This window comes from Kribbella yunnanensis, from assembly GCF_039529655.1.
In the GTDB taxonomy this organism is placed as follows: domain Bacteria; phylum Actinomycetota; class Actinomycetes; order Propionibacteriales; family Kribbellaceae; genus Kribbella; species Kribbella yunnanensis.
Map to the genome: position 1 here is coordinate 188,201 of NZ_BAAANF010000020.1, position 15,852 is coordinate 204,052.

Sequence of the window (15,852 nt, forward strand, 5' to 3'; positions counted from 1 at the left end):
CCGGCCTGCTGCGAGTGCCCGGGAGTGCCAGTGGCGCGCAGAAGGTTCTCGACGATCTGGTCAGTAGTGGTGTGGTGATCGCCCAGCCGGCCGGTCGCGCCCGGCTCTACGTCCTCAACCGCCAGCACGTCGCCTACGAGGCAATCCACAGTCTGGCGCGCCTCCGCGACGTACTGCTCGATCGAATCCGTGCCGAGGTCAAGGCGTGGAAGGTGCCCGCGCAGGCGGTCTGGCTGTTCGGTTCCACTGCACGCGCCGAGGGTGACGTCGGCAGCGACCTCGACCTGCTGATCGTCCGCCCCGATGCCGTCGACGAGTCGGACCCCTGCTGGCTGGATCAACTGGAAGCACTCTCAGCCCACGCCACCGCCTGGTCCGGCAACTCCTGCGAAGTCGTCGAGTACAGCGCCACCGAAATCGCCGACCTGGTCGAACGCGGCGAGCGCCTAGCCGACGAACTCCGCCGCGACGCCGTCCCCATCGCCGGCGCCACCCCCCACCGAACCCTCACCCAAAAAGCCAGTTAGTGGCTCGGCCCAGTCGGACGAGAGGCCAGTACGGCGTTCTCGCGCCTGCTGAAACTGAAGTCCAAGTCGCAGTACCAATCGACCCCGGTCTCCGCCGCCGATGCCACCAAGAGCATCGACTGGGCCACCCGCCTTCTGGAAGCCGCCCAGTCTGCTGTGCCCGGTCGATGAAAGCCGACGGCCAGGTGGGCACCCACCTGGCCGCAGCTCTCTAATTTAAATCTTTGTCTTTGTTTCTAAACTTATTTTGCTGTTCTTTTTGTTCTTGTCTTTTCTTTTGATTCTGTGTTCTTGCTGTCTTGTCCTTAGTAGACGTGGACTCCGTAGCGGTTGAGGACCTCTACGACCGGCTGGAAGTAGGTGGTGCCGCCGGAGGTGCAGTTGCCGGAGCCGCCGGAGGTCAGGCCTAGGGCCACGGTGCCGGCGAAGAGGGCGCCGCCGGAGTCGCCGCCTTGGGCGCAGACGTTGGTGCGGATGAGGCCGGTGACGGTGCCTTCGGCGTAGTTGACGGTGGCGTTGGTGCCGGTGACTGAGCCGGAGCGGAGGCCGGTGGTGCTGCCGGAGCGCTTGACGGCTTGGCCGACGGAGGCGTTGGCAGCCGAGGTGATGTCCTGGGTGCTGCCGTTGTAGAGGTTCACTACGCCGGGGTGGTTCGTGTACGACGTGCTGTACTTGACGATGGCGTAGTCGTTGCCCGGGAAGCTGGAACCGGTGACGGTGCCGAGCAGCGTGGTCTTGGCGGAGTTGGCGTACCAGCTGGAGGCGATGTTGCCGCAGTGGCCGGCGGTGACGAAGTAGTAGGCGCCGGCGTTGTCCTGGACGTTGAAGCCGAGCGAGCAGCGGTACTGCCCGCCGTAGATGGCGTCGCCGCCGGCGATGTACTTGGTGAGTTTGCCGGGGATCTTCTCGAGGGTGACCGCGCTACCGAAGCGCTCGGTGACGCGGGTCAGTGCCGACAGCTTCGACGCGGTCACGGTGTCGTCGTACGACACGATGATGCGGCCGTCGGGGTTGGTCTGCCAGGCGGTGCCGGGGATCCGGGCGTCGCTGTTCAGCGCCGACGTGATCGCGGCCGGGGACGGTACGGCGGGTGCGGCCGAGGCCTGCCCGGTGGCGAGCAGTCCGGCGGCGGCGAGCCCGGCGGCGGCCAGGATCGCGGTGGTACGGCGGATGGGAGAAACGTTCACGGTTTCAGCCTCCTCACGATGAGGACGCGCTCGGGGCGGGTGCGTCCTTGACTTCAACCGTGAGCACTCCTACCCGCAATCACCGCAGGGTATTCAACTGGATCCGGAGCGTGAGGGATTTCCCGCACGCTCCGGCCAAAAATCAGTACACGACGACGCCGTACGCCTTGAGGGCTTCGGTGACCGGCTGGAAGTAGGTCACGCCACCCGGTGTCTTACAGTCACCGGTTCCACCCGAGGTCAGGCCGTAGGCGCTGCGCCCGCTGAACAGCGGACCACCGGAGTCGCCCGGCTCGGCGCAGACGCTGGTCCGGATCAGTCCGGTGATCCGCCCGTCGCCGTAGTTCACGGTCGCGTTCAGTCCGCGCACCCGACCGCTGTGCAGACCGCTCGTCACACCAGACCGATAGACGTAGGTCCCGAACGCTGGCGTCGTCGCCCGCGTGATGTCCTGCGACTTCCCGTTGTACAGGTACACGCTGCCACCCGGCTTCTTGATGCCCACCGGGTAGTTCACCAGCGCGTAGTCGTTGTACGGGTAGCTGGAGTGCTGCAGCGTGCCGAGCTTCACCCGGTGGTCCGGGTCGGCGTACCAGGTCGAGGCCTCGTTGCCGCAGTGTCCCGCGGTCAGGAACGAGTAGCGCCCCTTGCGGTACACGTTGAAGCCGACCGAACACTTGTACTCACCGCCGTACGTCCCCTCGCCACCGGTCGCGTACTTCTGCAGCTTCCCGGGCAGCTTCTCCAGTTTCACGCCCTCCCCGAGACGGCGCGTCTTCGCAGTGAGTGAGGTCAGCTTGTCGCCGGTCACTGTCGAGTCGTAGGACACCAGAACGGTGCCGTCGGGTTCGGTCTGCCAGGCGGTACCCGGCGTGGTCACATCGCGCGCGAGCGCGGACGAAATGGCGGCTGCGGACAGCCGGGGCGGCTTCACTGGATCTGCCGCGGCCGGTACGACGGCGGTGGCGACGAGCGCAGTTGCGGCGAGGGCCACTGCACTCCGGCGGATGGTCGAAGATCTCATGCGATCAACCTCCCATGACGAGGGGCTCACCTAACCGGAGTGGCAACAACCGGACGGCTCAAATACCTTCCCCACCCCACCGCCCCGGTCAGGCGCTGGACACAGGGTAACGCAGAGTGTTCTCCAGTAGCTGCTCGTCACCAGACAGAAGAGCATGTGATACCTCAACCGCCCTGCTCTCGCCCGACAACGTCACCGTCATCGCACCGTTCTCGAACCAAGGCCCGTGCGCGAGCCGCCAGTCCGCCGCCACATCCCGTACGCCGGCCGACCGCGCGAGCCGATGCAGCAACCACGTCATCCACCGCGCATCCAGCAGATGATTCGCCCACCGCACATGCTTAGGTACCGGGTTCCGGAACGGCGACATCGTCAGCTGCCGGATCGCTGTCCCCGGATGCTCGACCTCCCGCAGCGAAGCCTCAGCGATGTAGCTGCAGTGCACATCACCCGACAGCATCAAGATCGACGCCGGCGGATCTTCACCACTCACCACTGCACTCAACAACGACGTCACATCGTCGAACGACTTCCGGAACGACGCCCAGTGCTCCAGGTCCATCCCCTGCCGAATCCGCTCACCCAACAGCGCGCCCCGCCGTCCCCACGCCCCAGACGAGATCGCCTCGTCCCAGCCCTCCAAGTGATGCAGCCCTGGCGCCAGGAGGAACGGCAGCGTCGATGCCAGCAGCAAATGGTGAATCGGCCGCCCCGCCTCGAGCACCACCTTCCGCACCCACGCCCACTCGTGCGCATCGACCATGGCTCGCTCGCCCGGTTCCAGATGCCGCGAACACCGCGAGTCGATCGCCACCAGCCGCACCCCGCGCGCCGCCGTACCGAAGTCGCGGTAGAAGCTCCAGCGCGTCGAGGCCGGGTCGTCGTCCGCAGCCCACGCAAAACTGTCCAGGTACGCCGACCGCTCCTCGTCATCAGTGAGTGTCAGCATGGCCCGGTATGTCGCGTCCTGTTCGAGCTGTTCCGGCGACAGGTTCCCCAAGTGCTGATAGACCCAGTACGACGCGTAGGCGCCGACCACGCGGTCCCGCCACCACGGTTGCGCGGTGACCCAGCGACGCCACGTCAGTGAGGTGTTCCAGTCGTCGCGCAGGTCGTGGTCGTCGAGCAGCATGCACAGCGGCACGGTCGAGAACAGCCAGCGCACCGCCGGGTTCAGCCACGCGTCGTCGTACAGCCAGGTGTACTCCTCGAAGTTCCCGATCTCGTCGGCCACCTCGGACCCCTGCCGCCCGCCGTGCGCATTCCGCAGCCGCTGCCGGACTGCATCCGATGGCTCGTCGGCATACACCTGGTCGCCGAGCAGCAGCAGCGCGTCCGGCAACTCCTCAACACCCGCCAGCGCTACCAGCGCATCCGGGCCGAACCTCTCGAAAGCCTCGGATGAGAACGGCGCCGACCGCCGGCACGACCCGAACGTCATCCGGAAGGTACCGTCCGCCCGCGGAGTCCGGATCACACTGGGCGCAAACCCGTCGAGCGGCCAGACCGGCGTGCCATCCAGTCGAACGTCGTACGGCGTCGAGCTGTCCGGCGACAGTCCTTCGATCACCACCAGCGCGTAGTGATGCCCATGCACCGACCACGTCTGCGCGGTATGCCCGAGCACCTCCACAGCACACGGCGAGGAGGTCTCCACCCAGACGGTCGCCCGCGTCTCATCGACGTACCGCAGCAACGGCCCCAGCCTGAGTTCCATGCGCAGAACCTACTGGCTCAATCCAAGCGGAGAGAATGCAGCACGAACGACGCCAGTTCGCGATACGCCTCGGCGTCGTTCAGGCCGGTACGGCGGGCGATGTCGCCGCGCTGGATGGCCTGCATGGTGTGCGCGATCATCTCGGCGGCGAACGCGATGTCGACCTGCCGGAAGGTCTTGCTGTTGATCCCGTCCTCGATCAGCGTCCGCACGCGGTCGGCGGCGATCCGGGTGTTCCGCTCGTAGACCGAGCGAGCCGGCGCGAATGTCGCGACATCGTCCAGGAACGTCCGGCTGGCCGGCCGCAGCGCGTCGGCGACGGCGTTCAGGTACGCCGCGATCCGGCGGTCGTGCCGGGTCTGCCGGGCGACCGCGGACTCGACCTGGGCGGTGGCGTTCTTGAAGTAGTGCTTGACCACCTCGACGGCGAGCTGTTCCTTGCTCGGCGCGAGCGCGTACAGGGTCGTCTTGCTGCAGCGCAGCTCGGCGGCGAGGTCGTCCAGGGTGAACCGGCTGAAGCCCTGTTCGAGGAACAGGGACAGGAGGCGGTCGAGCAGTTCGCTCTGCCTGCGAGTGCGGCGCCCCGGCACGACTGTCGTCATAACGAGACAGCATAGAACGATACTGAAGTATGGCCGTCAGTATCATCGCTGGTATCATTTCAGCAGACCCGGGGAGGGGTGCCTGATGAGCGTCGATCGCCTGTTGCCGACCGAAGAATCCACTGACCTGCTCGCGCTCGTCCGCGACCTGTGCGAGCACGAGCTCGCGCCGTACGCCGCCAAGGCGGAGGAGGTCGAGTCGTTCCCGCGGGACGCGTTCCGCACGCTCGGCAAGGCCGGCCTGCTCGGCCTGCCCTACCCGGAGCAGTACGGCGGCGCCGAGCAGCCGTACGAGGTCTACCTGCAGATGCTCGAGGAGATCGCGTCCGCCTGGATGTCGGTCGGGGTCGGCGTCTCCGTGCACACGATGACCAGCTACGCGATGGCCAACTTCGGGACCGACGAGCAGAAGCAGCGGCTCCTGCCCGGCATGGTTGGCGGCGAGCTGCTCGGCGCCTACGCGCTGTCCGAGCCGCAGGCCGGTTCCGACATCAGCGGGATGACGACCAAGGCAGTCCGCGATGGCGACTCCTACGTGCTCACCGGGACCAAGTCCTGGATCACCCACGGTTCGCACGCCGACTTCTACACCACCTTCGCCCGTACGTCGGCCGACCCGAAGCACGGTATTTCCGCCTTCCACGTGCCCGCGCCGGCCGAAGGACTGAGCTTCGGCGCGCCCGAGCGCAAGATGGGTCTGACCGGTTCGACGACGACCCTGGTCAACTTCGACCAGGTCCGGATCCCGGCCGAGAACCTGATCGGCGCCGAGGGTGACGGCATGCGGATCGCGTTGTCCGCGCTCGACTCCGGCCGGCTCGGGATCGCGGCGACCGCGATCGGGCTGGCTCAGGCCGCGCTCGAGGTCGCGGCGTCGTACGCGAAGGAGCGTCAGCAGTTCGGGCACGCGATCGCGGATTTCCAGGGCGTCCAGTTCCTGCTCGCCGACATGGCCGCCGCGGTCGAGTCCGGCCGCGCGACGTACCTGCAGGCCGCGCGCCGCCGCGACCTCGGTCGCCCCTTCAGCCAGCAGGCCGCGATCGCCAAGCTGGTCTGCACCGACGCCGCGATGAAGGTCACGACCGACGCCGTCCAGGTCCTCGGCGGCTACGGTTACACGCGGGAGTTCCCGGCCGAGCGCTACATGCGCGAGGCGAAGGTGACCCAGATCTTCGAAGGCACCAACCAGATCCAGCGGCTCGTCATCAGCCGCGACCTGCTGAGGAGCGTTTCATGAAGTTCAGCCCGTCCGATGTCGCCCTCGTCACCGGCGGCGGTTCCGGCCTCGGAGAAGCGACCGTACGGCGGTTGGCCGCGGACGGGCTCGGGGTAGTCATCGTCGACCTCCCGTCGTCCGCCGGCAAGGCGGTTGCCGACGAGCTCGGTGACCGAGTCGTCTTCGCACCGGCCGACGTGACTGACGAGGCCGCGGTGGCCGCCGCGCTCGATGCCGCGGCCGAGCTCGGCAACCTCCGCGTCGTCGTCACCTGCGCCGGTATCGCCACCCCCGGCCGCGTCGTCGGCCGCAAGGGTCCGTTGCCGCTGGCAACCTTCCGCCAGGTGATCGAGGTCAACCTGATCGGCACCTTCAACGTGCTCCGCCTGGCCGCCGAGCGAATGATCGCGCTGGACCCCACCGACGACGGTGACCGCGGTGTCGTCGTGATGACCGCCTCGATCGCCGCGTACGACGGTCAGGTCGGCCAAGCGGCGTACGCAGCCAGCAAGGGCGGCATCGTCGGCCTCACCCTGACCGCCGCCCGAGACCTCGCCGACAAGGGCATCCGCGTCGTCACCGTGGCTCCCGGAACCATGGAAACCCCCATGCTCGCCGGCCTCCCGGAGGAAACCCGCGAGGTCCTGGAACAGCAGGTCCCGCACCCCTCCCGCCTCGGCCGCCCGTCGGAGTACGCCGCCCTGGTCGCCCACATCCTCGACAACCAACTCCTCAACGGCGAAGTCATCCGCCTGGACGGCGCCCTCCGGATGCCTCCCAGGTGACGTGAGCCCCGCGCGCTCGCCACTCCGCGACCGCGCTCACCATTCGGCGAACGAGCCGTCGGCATGCCTCAGCACCGGCGAGCGCCAGCTGTGGCCTTCCGCGGCGGCGGCTCGGACTACTTCCTCGTTGACCTCGATGCCGAGTCCGGGTCCGGTCGGGCGCTCCACGTGTCCATCCGCGAACGAGAACACGTCTGGGTCGACCAGGTAGTCGAGCAGCGCGTTGCCGCCGCCGTACTCGATGCCGAGGCTCTGCTCCTGGATGAGGAAGTTCGGGATGGCCAGGTCGATCTGCAGGCTCGCGGCAAGCGTGATCGGACCCAGCGGACAGTGCGGTGCGACGGCCACGTCGTACGCCTCGGCCATCGCGGCGATCCGGCGCACCTCGGAGATCCCGCCCGCGTGCGAGATGTCCGGCTGGGCGACCGCGATGCCGGTCGGCAACACATCGCGGAAATCCCACCGGGAGTAGAGGCGCTCGCCGGTCGCGATCGGGATGCTGGTCGACTCGGTGACCCGGCGCAGGTCCCGTGCGAACTCGGGCAGCAACGGCTCCTCGACGAACATCGGCAACAGCGGCTCGAGCAACGGCAGGATCTGGCGCGTGGCCGCCGTACTGAAGCGCCCGTGGAAATCGAGAGCGATGTCGATCCCGTCGCCCAAGGCAGCCCGCAGCGCCTCGACGCGACTCACCGCCGCGTGCAACTGCGCGGGTGACGGAATCGGGGGCAGCGCCTCGGACAGGTTGAGCTTGATGGCGGTGAACCCCTTGGCCACCTTGGCCTGAGCGTCCTCGACATGCTGAGCGTTGTCGCGGCCGTGCACCCAGGTGTAGACGCGCACCCGCTCACGCACCGGACCACCGAGCAGCTCATGCACCGGGACCTCGTGGTACCTGCCTTTGATGTCCCACAACGCCTGGTCGATTCCCGCCAGCGCACTCGACAGCACCGGCCCGCCCCGATAGAAGCCGCCCTTCGCCATCACCTGCCAGTGCTCCTCGATCCGCAACGGATCCTGGCCGACGAGGTACTCCATCAAGGCCGTCACCGCACCCTGGACGGCCTCCGCGCGCCCCTCGACGATCGGCTCGCCCCAGCCGCTGATCCCTTCGTCGGTGTCGATCCGCAGGAACTGCCACCGCGGCGCCACCAAGAAGGTCTCGTACCCGACGATCTTCACACTGCCTCACCCGCTGTTTGTTGATCCGGAGTTGCCAAGAGAGCGGAGACCAGCTGATCGGTCTGGCGCAGCACCAGGGCGGCCGCCCCGGATGCGCCGGCTCGGGCGCCCAGGTCGAGCTCAGCGGCGACGACCTCGACATCACGGGTGAGCGCCATCGCGGTCCGGCGCAGGGTGGCCCGGATCGGCTCGAGCACCAGCTCGCCGGCCCGGGCGAGCTCACCGCCGACGATGATCCGCTCCGGGTTGAGCAGGTTGCAGATGTTCGCCAGGACCCGCCCGGTCATCTCTCCGGCGGTGCGCAGCACCTCCACCGTCTCAGGCCGGCCGTCCGCAGCGGCCGCGAGCAACTCGTCCAGCCCGGCGTCCTCGCCGAGCACCGGCGCCAGCGCCGCGAGCACGGCGTTCAACGACGCGAACTGCACCAGGCAGCCGCGGTTCCCGCAGGGACAGGGCGCACCGCTCGAATCCGCCGACAAGTGGCCGATCTCGCCGCCACCACCGCGCGCGCCACCCAGATGAAGGTTGCCGTCGACAAGTAATCCCGATCCGATCCCGGTGGACAGCCCGAGGTACAGCACGTCGCGCGCCGCCCGCCCAGCTCCCCAGGTGAACTCCGCGACCGCCTCCAGGCGGGTGTTGTTCTCCACGAGCACCGGTACGTCGAGGTGCCGCGCGAACTCGGCCGCCACGTTGACCCCGGCCCAGGCCTGCCCGGGCAGCGACGGACCGACCACGCCGGTCTGCAGGTCGATCGGACCGGGGACACCGATCGCGACGCCGACCAGGCTGTCCCGATCGACCCCTGCCTGGCTGAGCAACTCGTCGAGCAGCGCGAGACCGGCGGTGAGCCGCTCCTGCCAGGGGGTGTCCCGGGCCGCGGTCGCGCCCTGGCTGGCGACCGTCGCACCGGACAGGTCGGTCAGATGGCACCAGACACGTTCGAGGGTGAAGTCCAGGCCGCCGGCCGTCCCCGCGCGGGGGTTGGCCTGCAGGAAACCACGCGCCCGCCCGTCCACCTCCGACGCGTCGATGCCGGCGCGGGCCACCTGGTCGCCGACCACCTCGATCACCACGCCGCCGGTGATCAGGTCGGCCACGATCGTCGACACGGTCGTCCGGGACAGGCCGCAGATGCGCGCCAGCTCGGCCCGGTGCAGCGCCCCGTGCTCCATCAGGGCGGACAGCATCCGCTCGGAGTTGGTACGCCGCAGCGCTCGCAGTGATCCCGTGTCCTTCGTAGCCACGAGGTCGATTATCGACGAAACGGCGGAGCGGCGTCAACAAAACTGACATTCTGTGTTCACACTCTTGACACAGATCGCGAGATGCTCGAACAATTTCGCATGGACGCAGCGAGGGACGACCTGATGCCGCTGGTGGTGGTCACCGGTGGGCTGGGGCGCGTGGCGACGGTGCTGCGGCCGTGGTTGCGCAAGCACTACCGGCTCCGCCTGGTCGACCGAGCCAGGCCGACCCATCCGCACGACGACGTGGTCCAGGCCGACATCGGCGATCCCGATGCGGCGTACCGGGCGTTTGCGGGAGCCGACGCGATCTTGCACCTGGCGGCGAACAGCAGCCCCTGGCAGACCTGGGACAGCGTGTACGCCGCCAACGTGCGCACGACTCAGGTCGTCCTCGAGGCCGCGGCGGCACACGCCGTACCGAAGCTGGTGCTGGCCAGTTCGCTGCACGTCATGGGGGAGTACAACCGGCCCGCGCACTGGCCTGTCGATCCACGGCTCGACCCGCGCCCGTGCTGTCCGTACGGGCTCGGCAAGGTCGTGCTCGAGGCACTGGGCAGGACTACCGCGGAGCGGACCGGCGCCTCCGTCACCTGTCTGCGGCTCGGCCTGACCGGCTGGCCGCTGACCGAGCGGCGTTACCTCGGCCAGTGGCTGTCCGACGACGACGCCGGCCGGCTCGTGCTCGCGGCCCTGCGATCCACCGAGCGGTACGGCGTGCACTTCGGCGTCTCCGCGAACACTCGCGCCCACTGGGACATCAGCTCGGCCCGGCACGAGCTGGGCTACCGCCCCGAAGACGACAGCGAAGTCCTCGCAGACCGGGCCGGCCCCTCCTCCGGCCCGGTCTGCCGGCTCTTCGATCCACAGATTTCAGACTGAGAGGTTGGTCATGACCACAGCGAACCCAGGGCTGTCCCGCCGCCGATTCCTGGCCCTGAGCGGTGCGGCCGCGGGCAGCGCACTGGCGGTCGGCTGCGCGCCGGCGTCCTCCACGAAGACCCCGGTCACCGCTGCGTCCGGCTCGGCCGCCAAGCAAGGGGTCGTGACGGTGATGTCCCAGGCGGGCGAGTTCGGCCCGAAGGAGGCCAAGGCGGCCGGGCAGGCGCTCGGCATCACGGTGAAGACGGTCGAGTACGACCTGACCAAACTGACCGCGATGCTTGCCAGCGGCAACCCGCCGGACGTGGTCCGCGGGATGGGCGCGACCGACACCGCCTACCTGGCCGCCCGCCAGGTGGCCGAGGACCTCGATCCCTACTTCGCGAAGAGCACGCTGATCAAAGCCGACGACATCGACCCGGTGAACGACCTGTGGCGGTTCGACGGTCAGAAGCAGGGCACCGGACCGCGGTACGGGTTCGCGAAGGACTACTCGCAGGACGCCATGCTCTGGTACAACTCGGCGCTGTTCGACGCGGCCAAGGTCGCGCATCCGACGTCCGCCGAGCCGTTGTCGTTCGACGAGCTGCTCGACCTCGGCAAGCGGCTGACCAGGCGCCAGGGCGCCAAGGTGAGCGCGTACGGACTGAACGCGAACGGTCTGAGTGTGTTCATCACGCTCTGCGGGATGACGGCCTCGGCCGGCGGCAAGGTGCTCGCCGACGACCTCGGGTCCGTCGACCTGACCAGTCCGGAGGCGTTGCGCGCGATCACCTGGTACCTCGACTACGCCAAAGCCGGGATCGGCCCGACCGTACTGAATCCCGATCCGAACGGGTGGGACGGTCCGACCTTCCAGGCCGGCCGGATGGCGATCGCGACCGACGGCTACTGGTTCGGCGGCCTGTTCGGCAGCGACGCGAAGAACGCGAAACTCGCCCACCTGCTGCCGGCGCCGCAGTTCGGCACCGAGCACCGGATCAGTCCCTGCTACGGCGCCACCGGGCTGTGGATGCCGAAGGCCGGCAAGAACAAGGACGCCGCCTGGCAGGTGATGGAGTGGTTCCTCGCCGGTGACCCTGCCAAGACCCGCGCGGCCGGCGGCTGGGGCATCCCGCCGCTCAAGTCGCTGCAGAAGCTGATGCCGCAGACGCAGCCGTTCCAGAAGGAGGCGTACCAGGTCCAGATGGCCGAGCAGAAGTACTTCTCGGTGATGACCTTCACGCCGTACGTGCGACTGGACGCGATCGACGGCGTGATCAGCCGGGAGCTGCCCAAGGCGATCAAGGGGACCGTCTCGCCGGCGCAGTTCGCCGACAGCCTGAACGGCCAGATCAACGCGCAACTCGCGGATGGAAAGAAGCGCTTGCGGTGAGATCGTCGTACCGGAAGGCGCGGACGTTCTACCTGTTCGTCGCGCCGTGGGTCATCGGGTTCGTCGCGCTCACCGTGTTCCCCCTCGGCTATGCGTTCTGGCTCAGCCTGACCGACTCCGACGGTCTGTCGCCCAAGACTCACTTCGTCGGGTTCGAGAACTACGTCGAGATCTTCAACGACCCGCTGACGCTGAGCTCACTGGGCAAGACCGGTGTGTTCGCGCTCATCACCGTGCCGCTGTCGATCTTCGCCGGCCTGCTGCTCGCGGTGCTGGTGAACCAGCCGATCCGGGCCAGAGGGCTGTACCGGGCGCTGATCTACCTGCCGGCCGTGGTCCCGCCGGTGGGCGCCGCGTTGACCTTCCGGCTGATCTTCGACCGGGATGCCGGGGCGGCGAACGGCATCCTGAGCACTGTCGGCGGGAATCCGATCACCTGGCTGGTGGATCCGAATGCCCGCTACGTCCTGTATGCGCTGGTGTTGTGGGGTTGCGGCGGATCGATGATCATCTCGCTGGCGGGGTTGCAGGACATCCCACGTGAGCTGCTCGAAGCGGCAAGGGTCGACGGGGCGTCGCCTTGGAAGTCCTTCACACGGATCACCGTCCCACTGCTGTCACCGGTGATCCTCTTCCAGGTGATCACCGGAGTGATCGGCTCACTGCAGTCGTTCGCGCCGTTGCTGCTGTCGTCGGGCTCGCTGAGCGGCGCCGGGACGGTTCCCCAGGGCAACTACATGTACATGATCCACGTGTTCGCGCAGTACTTCAGCGCGTCCCGGTTCGGCTATGCGTCGGCGATGCTGTGGATGCTGTTCGCGGTGATCCTGCTCGTCACGCTGCTGATCATCAAGGTGAGCGCCCGGACCGTCTTCTACACCGTCGAGCCGGAGGGGACGAAATGACCCGGACCTACCGGTGGGCGCTGTCCATCACGGCGCTGGCCGTCGTCCTCGTGCTGATCAGCCCGATCTTCTGGCTGGTGTCGAGCTCGCTGAAGTCGCCGGCCGAGATGGCGTCGTTCCCGCCGACCTGGTGGCCGTCCGCACCGCGGTTCGAGAACTACACCGAGGCGGTCAACAGCGTGAACTTCCTCGGTGCCGCGCGGAACTCGCTGACCATCGCGTTCATCTCCACCACGTTGACGACGCTGAGCTCGGCCTGGGTCGGGTTCGGGTTCGCCCGGCTGACCGCGCCGGGCAAGAAGCAGCTGTTCGTCGTACTGCTGGCGACGATGATGCTGCCGGGGATCGTCACGCTGGTTCCGACGTACCTGATCTTCGCGAAGCTGCACCTGGTCAACACCTACTGGCCGTGGGTGGCCTGGGGGCTCGGTGGCAGTGCGTTCCTGATCTTCCTGTTCCGGCAGTTCTTCGCCGGTATCCCGCGAGAGATGGAGGAGGCCGCGATCGTCGACGGCTGCGGGTACGTCGGGATCTTCTGGCGGATCTTCCTGCCGCAGTCCTGGCCGGTGATCGCGGCCAGCGTGATCCTCTCCTTCACCCATGCCTGGGGTGACTTCGTCGGGCCGGCGATGTTCCTGAACCAGGACAGCACGACCCTCGCGGTGGCGATGGCCACCGGTTACGTCAACGACAAGGGCCTGCCGATGAACAACCTCGTCGCGGCCGGCGCCGTCCTGTACGTGCTGCCGGTGCTCGTCCTGTTCATGGTGATGCAGCGCCGTTTCGTCAGCGGTTTCGCGACTTCGGGAATCAAGGGATGAGGAGGCACCAGATGGGAACACGACTGCGCACCTGGTCGATCGGCGTGGCCGGTCTACTGCTCGCGGCCGGCTCACTCAGCGCGGCGGCCACGCCGACTCAGTTGCCGTCAGCAACTGACACGCCATCGGCCACCGGCACCGCCCGGTACGGCGCGACTTGTTCGACGGCGACCTCGCCACCGGCCCGAGGGCTGCCACTGACGTGGAGCGACGAGTTCGGCGGCAGGTCCCTGGACACCCGTCGATGGAGCACGGTGATGGACTTCCCCGGCCGGGCGGGCGGTCACTACCACAACTCGTCGTACGGAAGTTATGCCGTCGACCAGAACGTCGTCCTCTCCGACGGCCGGTTGCGACTCGTCGCAGACAACAAGCCCGTCGTCGGCACGGACCCGGCCGGCACCTACCAGTACACCGAAGGCTTCATCTCGTCGCACGACAAGTTCTTCCAGTCCTACGGCTACTGGGAGATCTGCGCGAAGTTCCCGGCCGGCAAGGGCTTGTGGCCGGCCTTCTGGCTGATCCCGCAGGACCGCAGCTGGCCGCCGGAGATCGACGTGGCGGAGTGGTTCGCCGGCATGCCGAGCATGCACACCGGCCTGGCCTCCGGCACCTGGCCGGACGTCCGCTGGGACAGCAAGTGGACCGCCGGCACCGCGCCAACCACGGGGTGGCACAAGTACGGCGTCCTGTGGAAGCCCGGCCAACTCACCTTCTACACCGACGGCAAACCGACCTACACGCTCACCGGTGCGCAAGTACCGAGCAAGGCCATGTACGTCGTACTGAACAGCGGAACGTGGGCGAACGCCGACCGCGGCGGCCCACCCGACGCCACCACCCGCTTCCCCAACTCCTTCGACGTCGACTACATCAGGGTGTACCGCACACGGTGAGCTAACGGACCGGTGGAGTCACCGGACCGGCGGGGTCGAACAACGCGCTCGGGTCGTACGGCCCGAGCGCGCCATCCCGCAGGAAGTCGAGGCCGAGCGGTGTGCTCAACACACAGGGGCGCTCCTGCCGTCGGACGGTGAAGCTATCGGCTCCGGAGTGCAGCGTGATCACGTAGGAGCGTTGCTCGCCGCTGGGGTCGCAATCGGTCGGTCGCTTGGTGAGCCCCAGGGCGAGCTGCCCTGCCTGTCGCGGCGGAAGATGGGTCCCGGCGATCAGCGAGCCCCGTGCGTACTGGCAGATCTCCGCACCGTCCACGTCCCGGCTCGGAGTGCCGCCGGCCGGGCGGGTATCGGTCGGTGTGCATCCATAGACGTCGGTGCTGGTGATCGGCCGGGCGGTATCGAGGATTTCGCGCCGCAGTTGCTCGTTCGGAGCGAGCACGCTCACCTTGGTGCCGCCGACCAAGCGTGTTTCCTCCGACCACCCGCCGTCGTACTGCTTGACGCCTGGCGCCTGCACGTCGTCGAACCAGACGTACGGCTGGCGTGACGACAACGGCATCACGGCGTTCGAGCACGTGTACTGGTCGCGCGGCAGCCAGTCGTAGAACCGGCCAACCAGAGCCTTGCCCTTCTGCATGAATGCGCAGGGGGCCGGGCCCGCGATGTGCTGCTGCCAGACCTCGGGTACCTGGATCTGCGCGGTTTTGTACGACTCCCATCGCCAGCCGGCCTGTGCAGGTGGCACGGGCTGGGGTGCGGGCTGCGGCTCAGTGTGGGTCGACTGGGCCGCGGTGATGCCGGTGGCGACGACTGCAATCGCCAGTACGGCGGTGCCGACGACCTGGCCGGTACGGCGGCGGCGGAGGCGGGTGTGGACCGTCGACAGGAGGTCGTGGTCCGACGGGGCGTCGGCGGCGTGCCTGGTCAGGCTGTCTGCAATGCGCTGCTCGGATGCGTCCATCAGTTGTCGACCTCCTCGGAGACAGTGGCGCGCAGGGTGGCCAGCGCGCGGTGGATCTGGGAGCGGACGGTGGCGGGCGAACAGTCGAGGATGACTGCGATGTCGCCGTCCGGCAGGTCTTCGTAGTACCGGAGCACCACGGCTGCTCGCTGCTTGGTGGGGAGGGTGGCGCACAGCGCCCAGATCGCGTCGGCGTCGGCGTGCGCAACCGCGTGATCCGGGGCGCTGCCAACCACCGCCTCTTCCGAGACCGTCTCCCGGCGAAAGAACTTCCGCCAGCGCGAGATATCGGCGTTCACGATCGAACGCCGTACATAGGCTTCCGGATCGCCATCCCGGCTGATCCGCTTCCAGCGTGGGTACGCCGAGATCAGCGCGTCCTGCACTGCCTCTTCCGCGCGACTGTGGTCCCGCGTCACCAAGTACGCAAACCGCAACAACGCCGCACCCCGCTGCGCAACCCAGTCATCGAACTCAGGCCCCTCCATCCGGCACCTCCCATCTGACTGCACGCAGGGCAGG

Annotated in this window: 16 protein-coding genes; 8 read left to right on the forward strand and 8 right to left on the reverse strand. The window is 67.9% G+C overall.

The window, feature by feature from the left end:
* A partial coding sequence (locus tag ABD231_RS30885) for a nucleotidyltransferase family protein (protein WP_344159677.1) occupies nt 1-527 on the forward strand: 527 nt, incomplete at its 5' end.
* A gap of 305 nt (nt 528-832) precedes the next feature.
* Here ABD231_RS30885 and ABD231_RS30890 read toward each other — a convergent pair.
* The 4 genes from ABD231_RS30890 to ABD231_RS30905 form a co-directional block, all read right to left on the reverse strand.
* Nucleotides 833-1,714: a S1 family peptidase gene (locus ABD231_RS30890; RefSeq protein ID WP_344159680.1), complete on the reverse strand. Its 882-nt coding sequence runs from the start codon at nt 1,712-1,714 to the stop codon at nt 833-835.
* Between the two features lie 142 nt (nt 1,715-1,856).
* A complete protein-coding gene (locus tag ABD231_RS30895) occupies nt 1,857-2,738 on the reverse strand; it encodes a S1 family peptidase (protein ID WP_344159683.1) in 882 nt (293 codons plus the stop codon).
* An 88-nt stretch (nt 2,739-2,826) separates the two neighbouring features.
* A complete protein-coding gene (locus tag ABD231_RS30900; RefSeq protein WP_344159686.1) occupies nt 2,827-4,455 on the reverse strand; it encodes a DUF7800 domain-containing protein in 1,629 nt (542 codons plus the stop codon).
* A 17-nt stretch (nt 4,456-4,472) separates the two neighbouring features.
* Nucleotides 4,473-5,057 carry a TetR/AcrR family transcriptional regulator gene (locus tag ABD231_RS30905; protein WP_132409194.1) on the reverse strand — a complete coding sequence of 195 codons (585 nt, stop codon included), beginning with the start codon at nt 5,055-5,057 and terminating at the stop codon, nt 4,473-4,475.
* Between the two features lie 85 nt (nt 5,058-5,142).
* Between ABD231_RS30905 and ABD231_RS30910 the strand changes: the two genes are divergently transcribed.
* Nucleotides 5,143-6,294: an acyl-CoA dehydrogenase family protein gene (locus ABD231_RS30910; protein WP_344159691.1), complete on the forward strand. Its 1,152-nt coding sequence runs from the start codon at nt 5,143-5,145 to the stop codon at nt 6,292-6,294.
* Complete coding sequence (locus ABD231_RS30915; protein WP_344159694.1) at nt 6,291-7,058, forward strand: SDR family NAD(P)-dependent oxidoreductase; 768 nt, start codon at nt 6,291-6,293, stop codon at nt 7,056-7,058. The genes ABD231_RS30910 and ABD231_RS30915 overlap by 4 nt, the downstream gene beginning before the upstream one ends.
* 36 nt (nt 7,059-7,094) lie before the next feature.
* Here the strand turns inward: ABD231_RS30915 and dgoD are convergent, their stop codons facing one another.
* Nucleotides 7,095-8,240, reverse strand: a complete 1,146-nt coding sequence (dgoD, locus tag ABD231_RS30920) for a galactonate dehydratase (protein ID WP_344159696.1) — start codon at nt 8,238-8,240, stop codon at nt 7,095-7,097.
* Complete coding sequence (locus ABD231_RS30925; RefSeq protein WP_344159699.1) at nt 8,237-9,487, reverse strand: ROK family transcriptional regulator; 1,251 nt, start codon at nt 9,485-9,487, stop codon at nt 8,237-8,239. Before ABD231_RS30925 ends, dgoD begins: the two co-directional genes overlap by 4 nt.
* A 99-nt stretch (nt 9,488-9,586) precedes the next feature.
* On the opposite strand from ABD231_RS30925, the gene ABD231_RS30930 reads away from it, so the two are divergent.
* Genes ABD231_RS30930 through ABD231_RS30950 form a run of 5 tightly spaced genes read left to right on the forward strand, consistent with a single transcriptional unit; the run spans nt 9,587 to nt 14,366 of the window.
* Nucleotides 9,587-10,369: an NAD-dependent epimerase/dehydratase family protein gene (locus ABD231_RS30930; RefSeq protein WP_344159701.1), complete on the forward strand. Its 783-nt coding sequence runs from the start codon at nt 9,587-9,589 to the stop codon at nt 10,367-10,369.
* Nucleotides 10,370-10,379: 10 nt separating this feature from the next.
* Nucleotides 10,380-11,744, forward strand: a complete 1,365-nt coding sequence (locus tag ABD231_RS30935) for an extracellular solute-binding protein (RefSeq protein WP_344159704.1) — start codon at nt 10,380-10,382, stop codon at nt 11,742-11,744.
* Complete coding sequence (locus ABD231_RS30940) at nt 11,741-12,649, forward strand: carbohydrate ABC transporter permease (RefSeq protein ID WP_344159707.1); 909 nt, start codon at nt 11,741-11,743, stop codon at nt 12,647-12,649. The genes ABD231_RS30935 and ABD231_RS30940 overlap by 4 nt, the downstream gene beginning before the upstream one ends.
* Nucleotides 12,646-13,470 (forward strand): carbohydrate ABC transporter permease, encoded by an 825-nt coding sequence (locus ABD231_RS30945; protein WP_344159710.1) that lies wholly within the window; start codon nt 12,646-12,648, stop codon nt 13,468-13,470. The genes ABD231_RS30940 and ABD231_RS30945 overlap by 4 nt, the downstream gene beginning before the upstream one ends.
* 11 nt (nt 13,471-13,481) lie before the next feature.
* Nucleotides 13,482-14,366, forward strand: coding sequence for a glycoside hydrolase family 16 protein (locus tag ABD231_RS30950; protein WP_344159713.1), 885 nt, complete (start codon nt 13,482-13,484; stop codon nt 14,364-14,366).
* Nucleotide 14,367: 1 nt separating this feature from the next.
* Here ABD231_RS30950 and ABD231_RS30955 read toward each other — a convergent pair whose 3' ends face one another.
* Both ABD231_RS30955 and ABD231_RS30960 read right to left on the reverse strand, forming a co-directional pair.
* Nucleotides 14,368-15,330: a hypothetical protein gene (locus tag ABD231_RS30955; protein WP_344159716.1), complete on the reverse strand. Its 963-nt coding sequence runs from the start codon at nt 15,328-15,330 to the stop codon at nt 14,368-14,370.
* Nucleotides 15,330-15,818: a SigE family RNA polymerase sigma factor gene (locus ABD231_RS30960; protein ID WP_344159719.1), complete on the reverse strand. Its 489-nt coding sequence runs from the start codon at nt 15,816-15,818 to the stop codon at nt 15,330-15,332. Before ABD231_RS30960 ends, ABD231_RS30955 begins: the two co-directional genes overlap by 1 nt.
* Between the last annotated feature and the right edge of the window lie 34 nt (nt 15,819-15,852).

Coding starts and splice junctions, on each gene's coding strand:
- ABD231_RS30895 (WP_344159683.1), bottom strand. CDS start 2,738: ATGAGATCTTCGACCATCCGCCGGAGTGCAGTGGCCCTCGCCGCAACT.
- ABD231_RS30900 (WP_344159686.1), bottom strand. CDS start 4,455: ATGGAACTCAGGCTGGGGCCGTTGCTGCGGTACGTCGATGAGACGCGG.
- ABD231_RS30905 (WP_132409194.1), bottom strand. CDS start 5,057: ATGACGACAGTCGTGCCGGGGCGCCGCACTCGCAGGCAGAGCGAACTG.
- ABD231_RS30910 (WP_344159691.1), top strand. CDS start 5,143: ATGAGCGTCGATCGCCTGTTGCCGACCGAAGAATCCACTGACCTGCTC.
- ABD231_RS30915 (WP_344159694.1), top strand. CDS start 6,291: ATGAAGTTCAGCCCGTCCGATGTCGCCCTCGTCACCGGCGGCGGTTCC.
- ABD231_RS30930 (WP_344159701.1), top strand. CDS start 9,587: ATGGACGCAGCGAGGGACGACCTGATGCCGCTGGTGGTGGTCACCGGT.
- ABD231_RS30935 (WP_344159704.1), top strand. CDS start 10,380: ATGACCACAGCGAACCCAGGGCTGTCCCGCCGCCGATTCCTGGCCCTG.
- ABD231_RS30945 (WP_344159710.1), top strand. CDS start 12,646: ATGACCCGGACCTACCGGTGGGCGCTGTCCATCACGGCGCTGGCCGTC.
- ABD231_RS30950 (WP_344159713.1), top strand. CDS start 13,482: ATGGGAACACGACTGCGCACCTGGTCGATCGGCGTGGCCGGTCTACTG.
- ABD231_RS30955 (WP_344159716.1), bottom strand. CDS start 15,330: ATGGACGCATCCGAGCAGCGCATTGCAGACAGCCTGACCAGGCACGCC.
- ABD231_RS30960 (WP_344159719.1), bottom strand. CDS start 15,818: ATGGAGGGGCCTGAGTTCGATGACTGGGTTGCGCAGCGGGGTGCGGCG.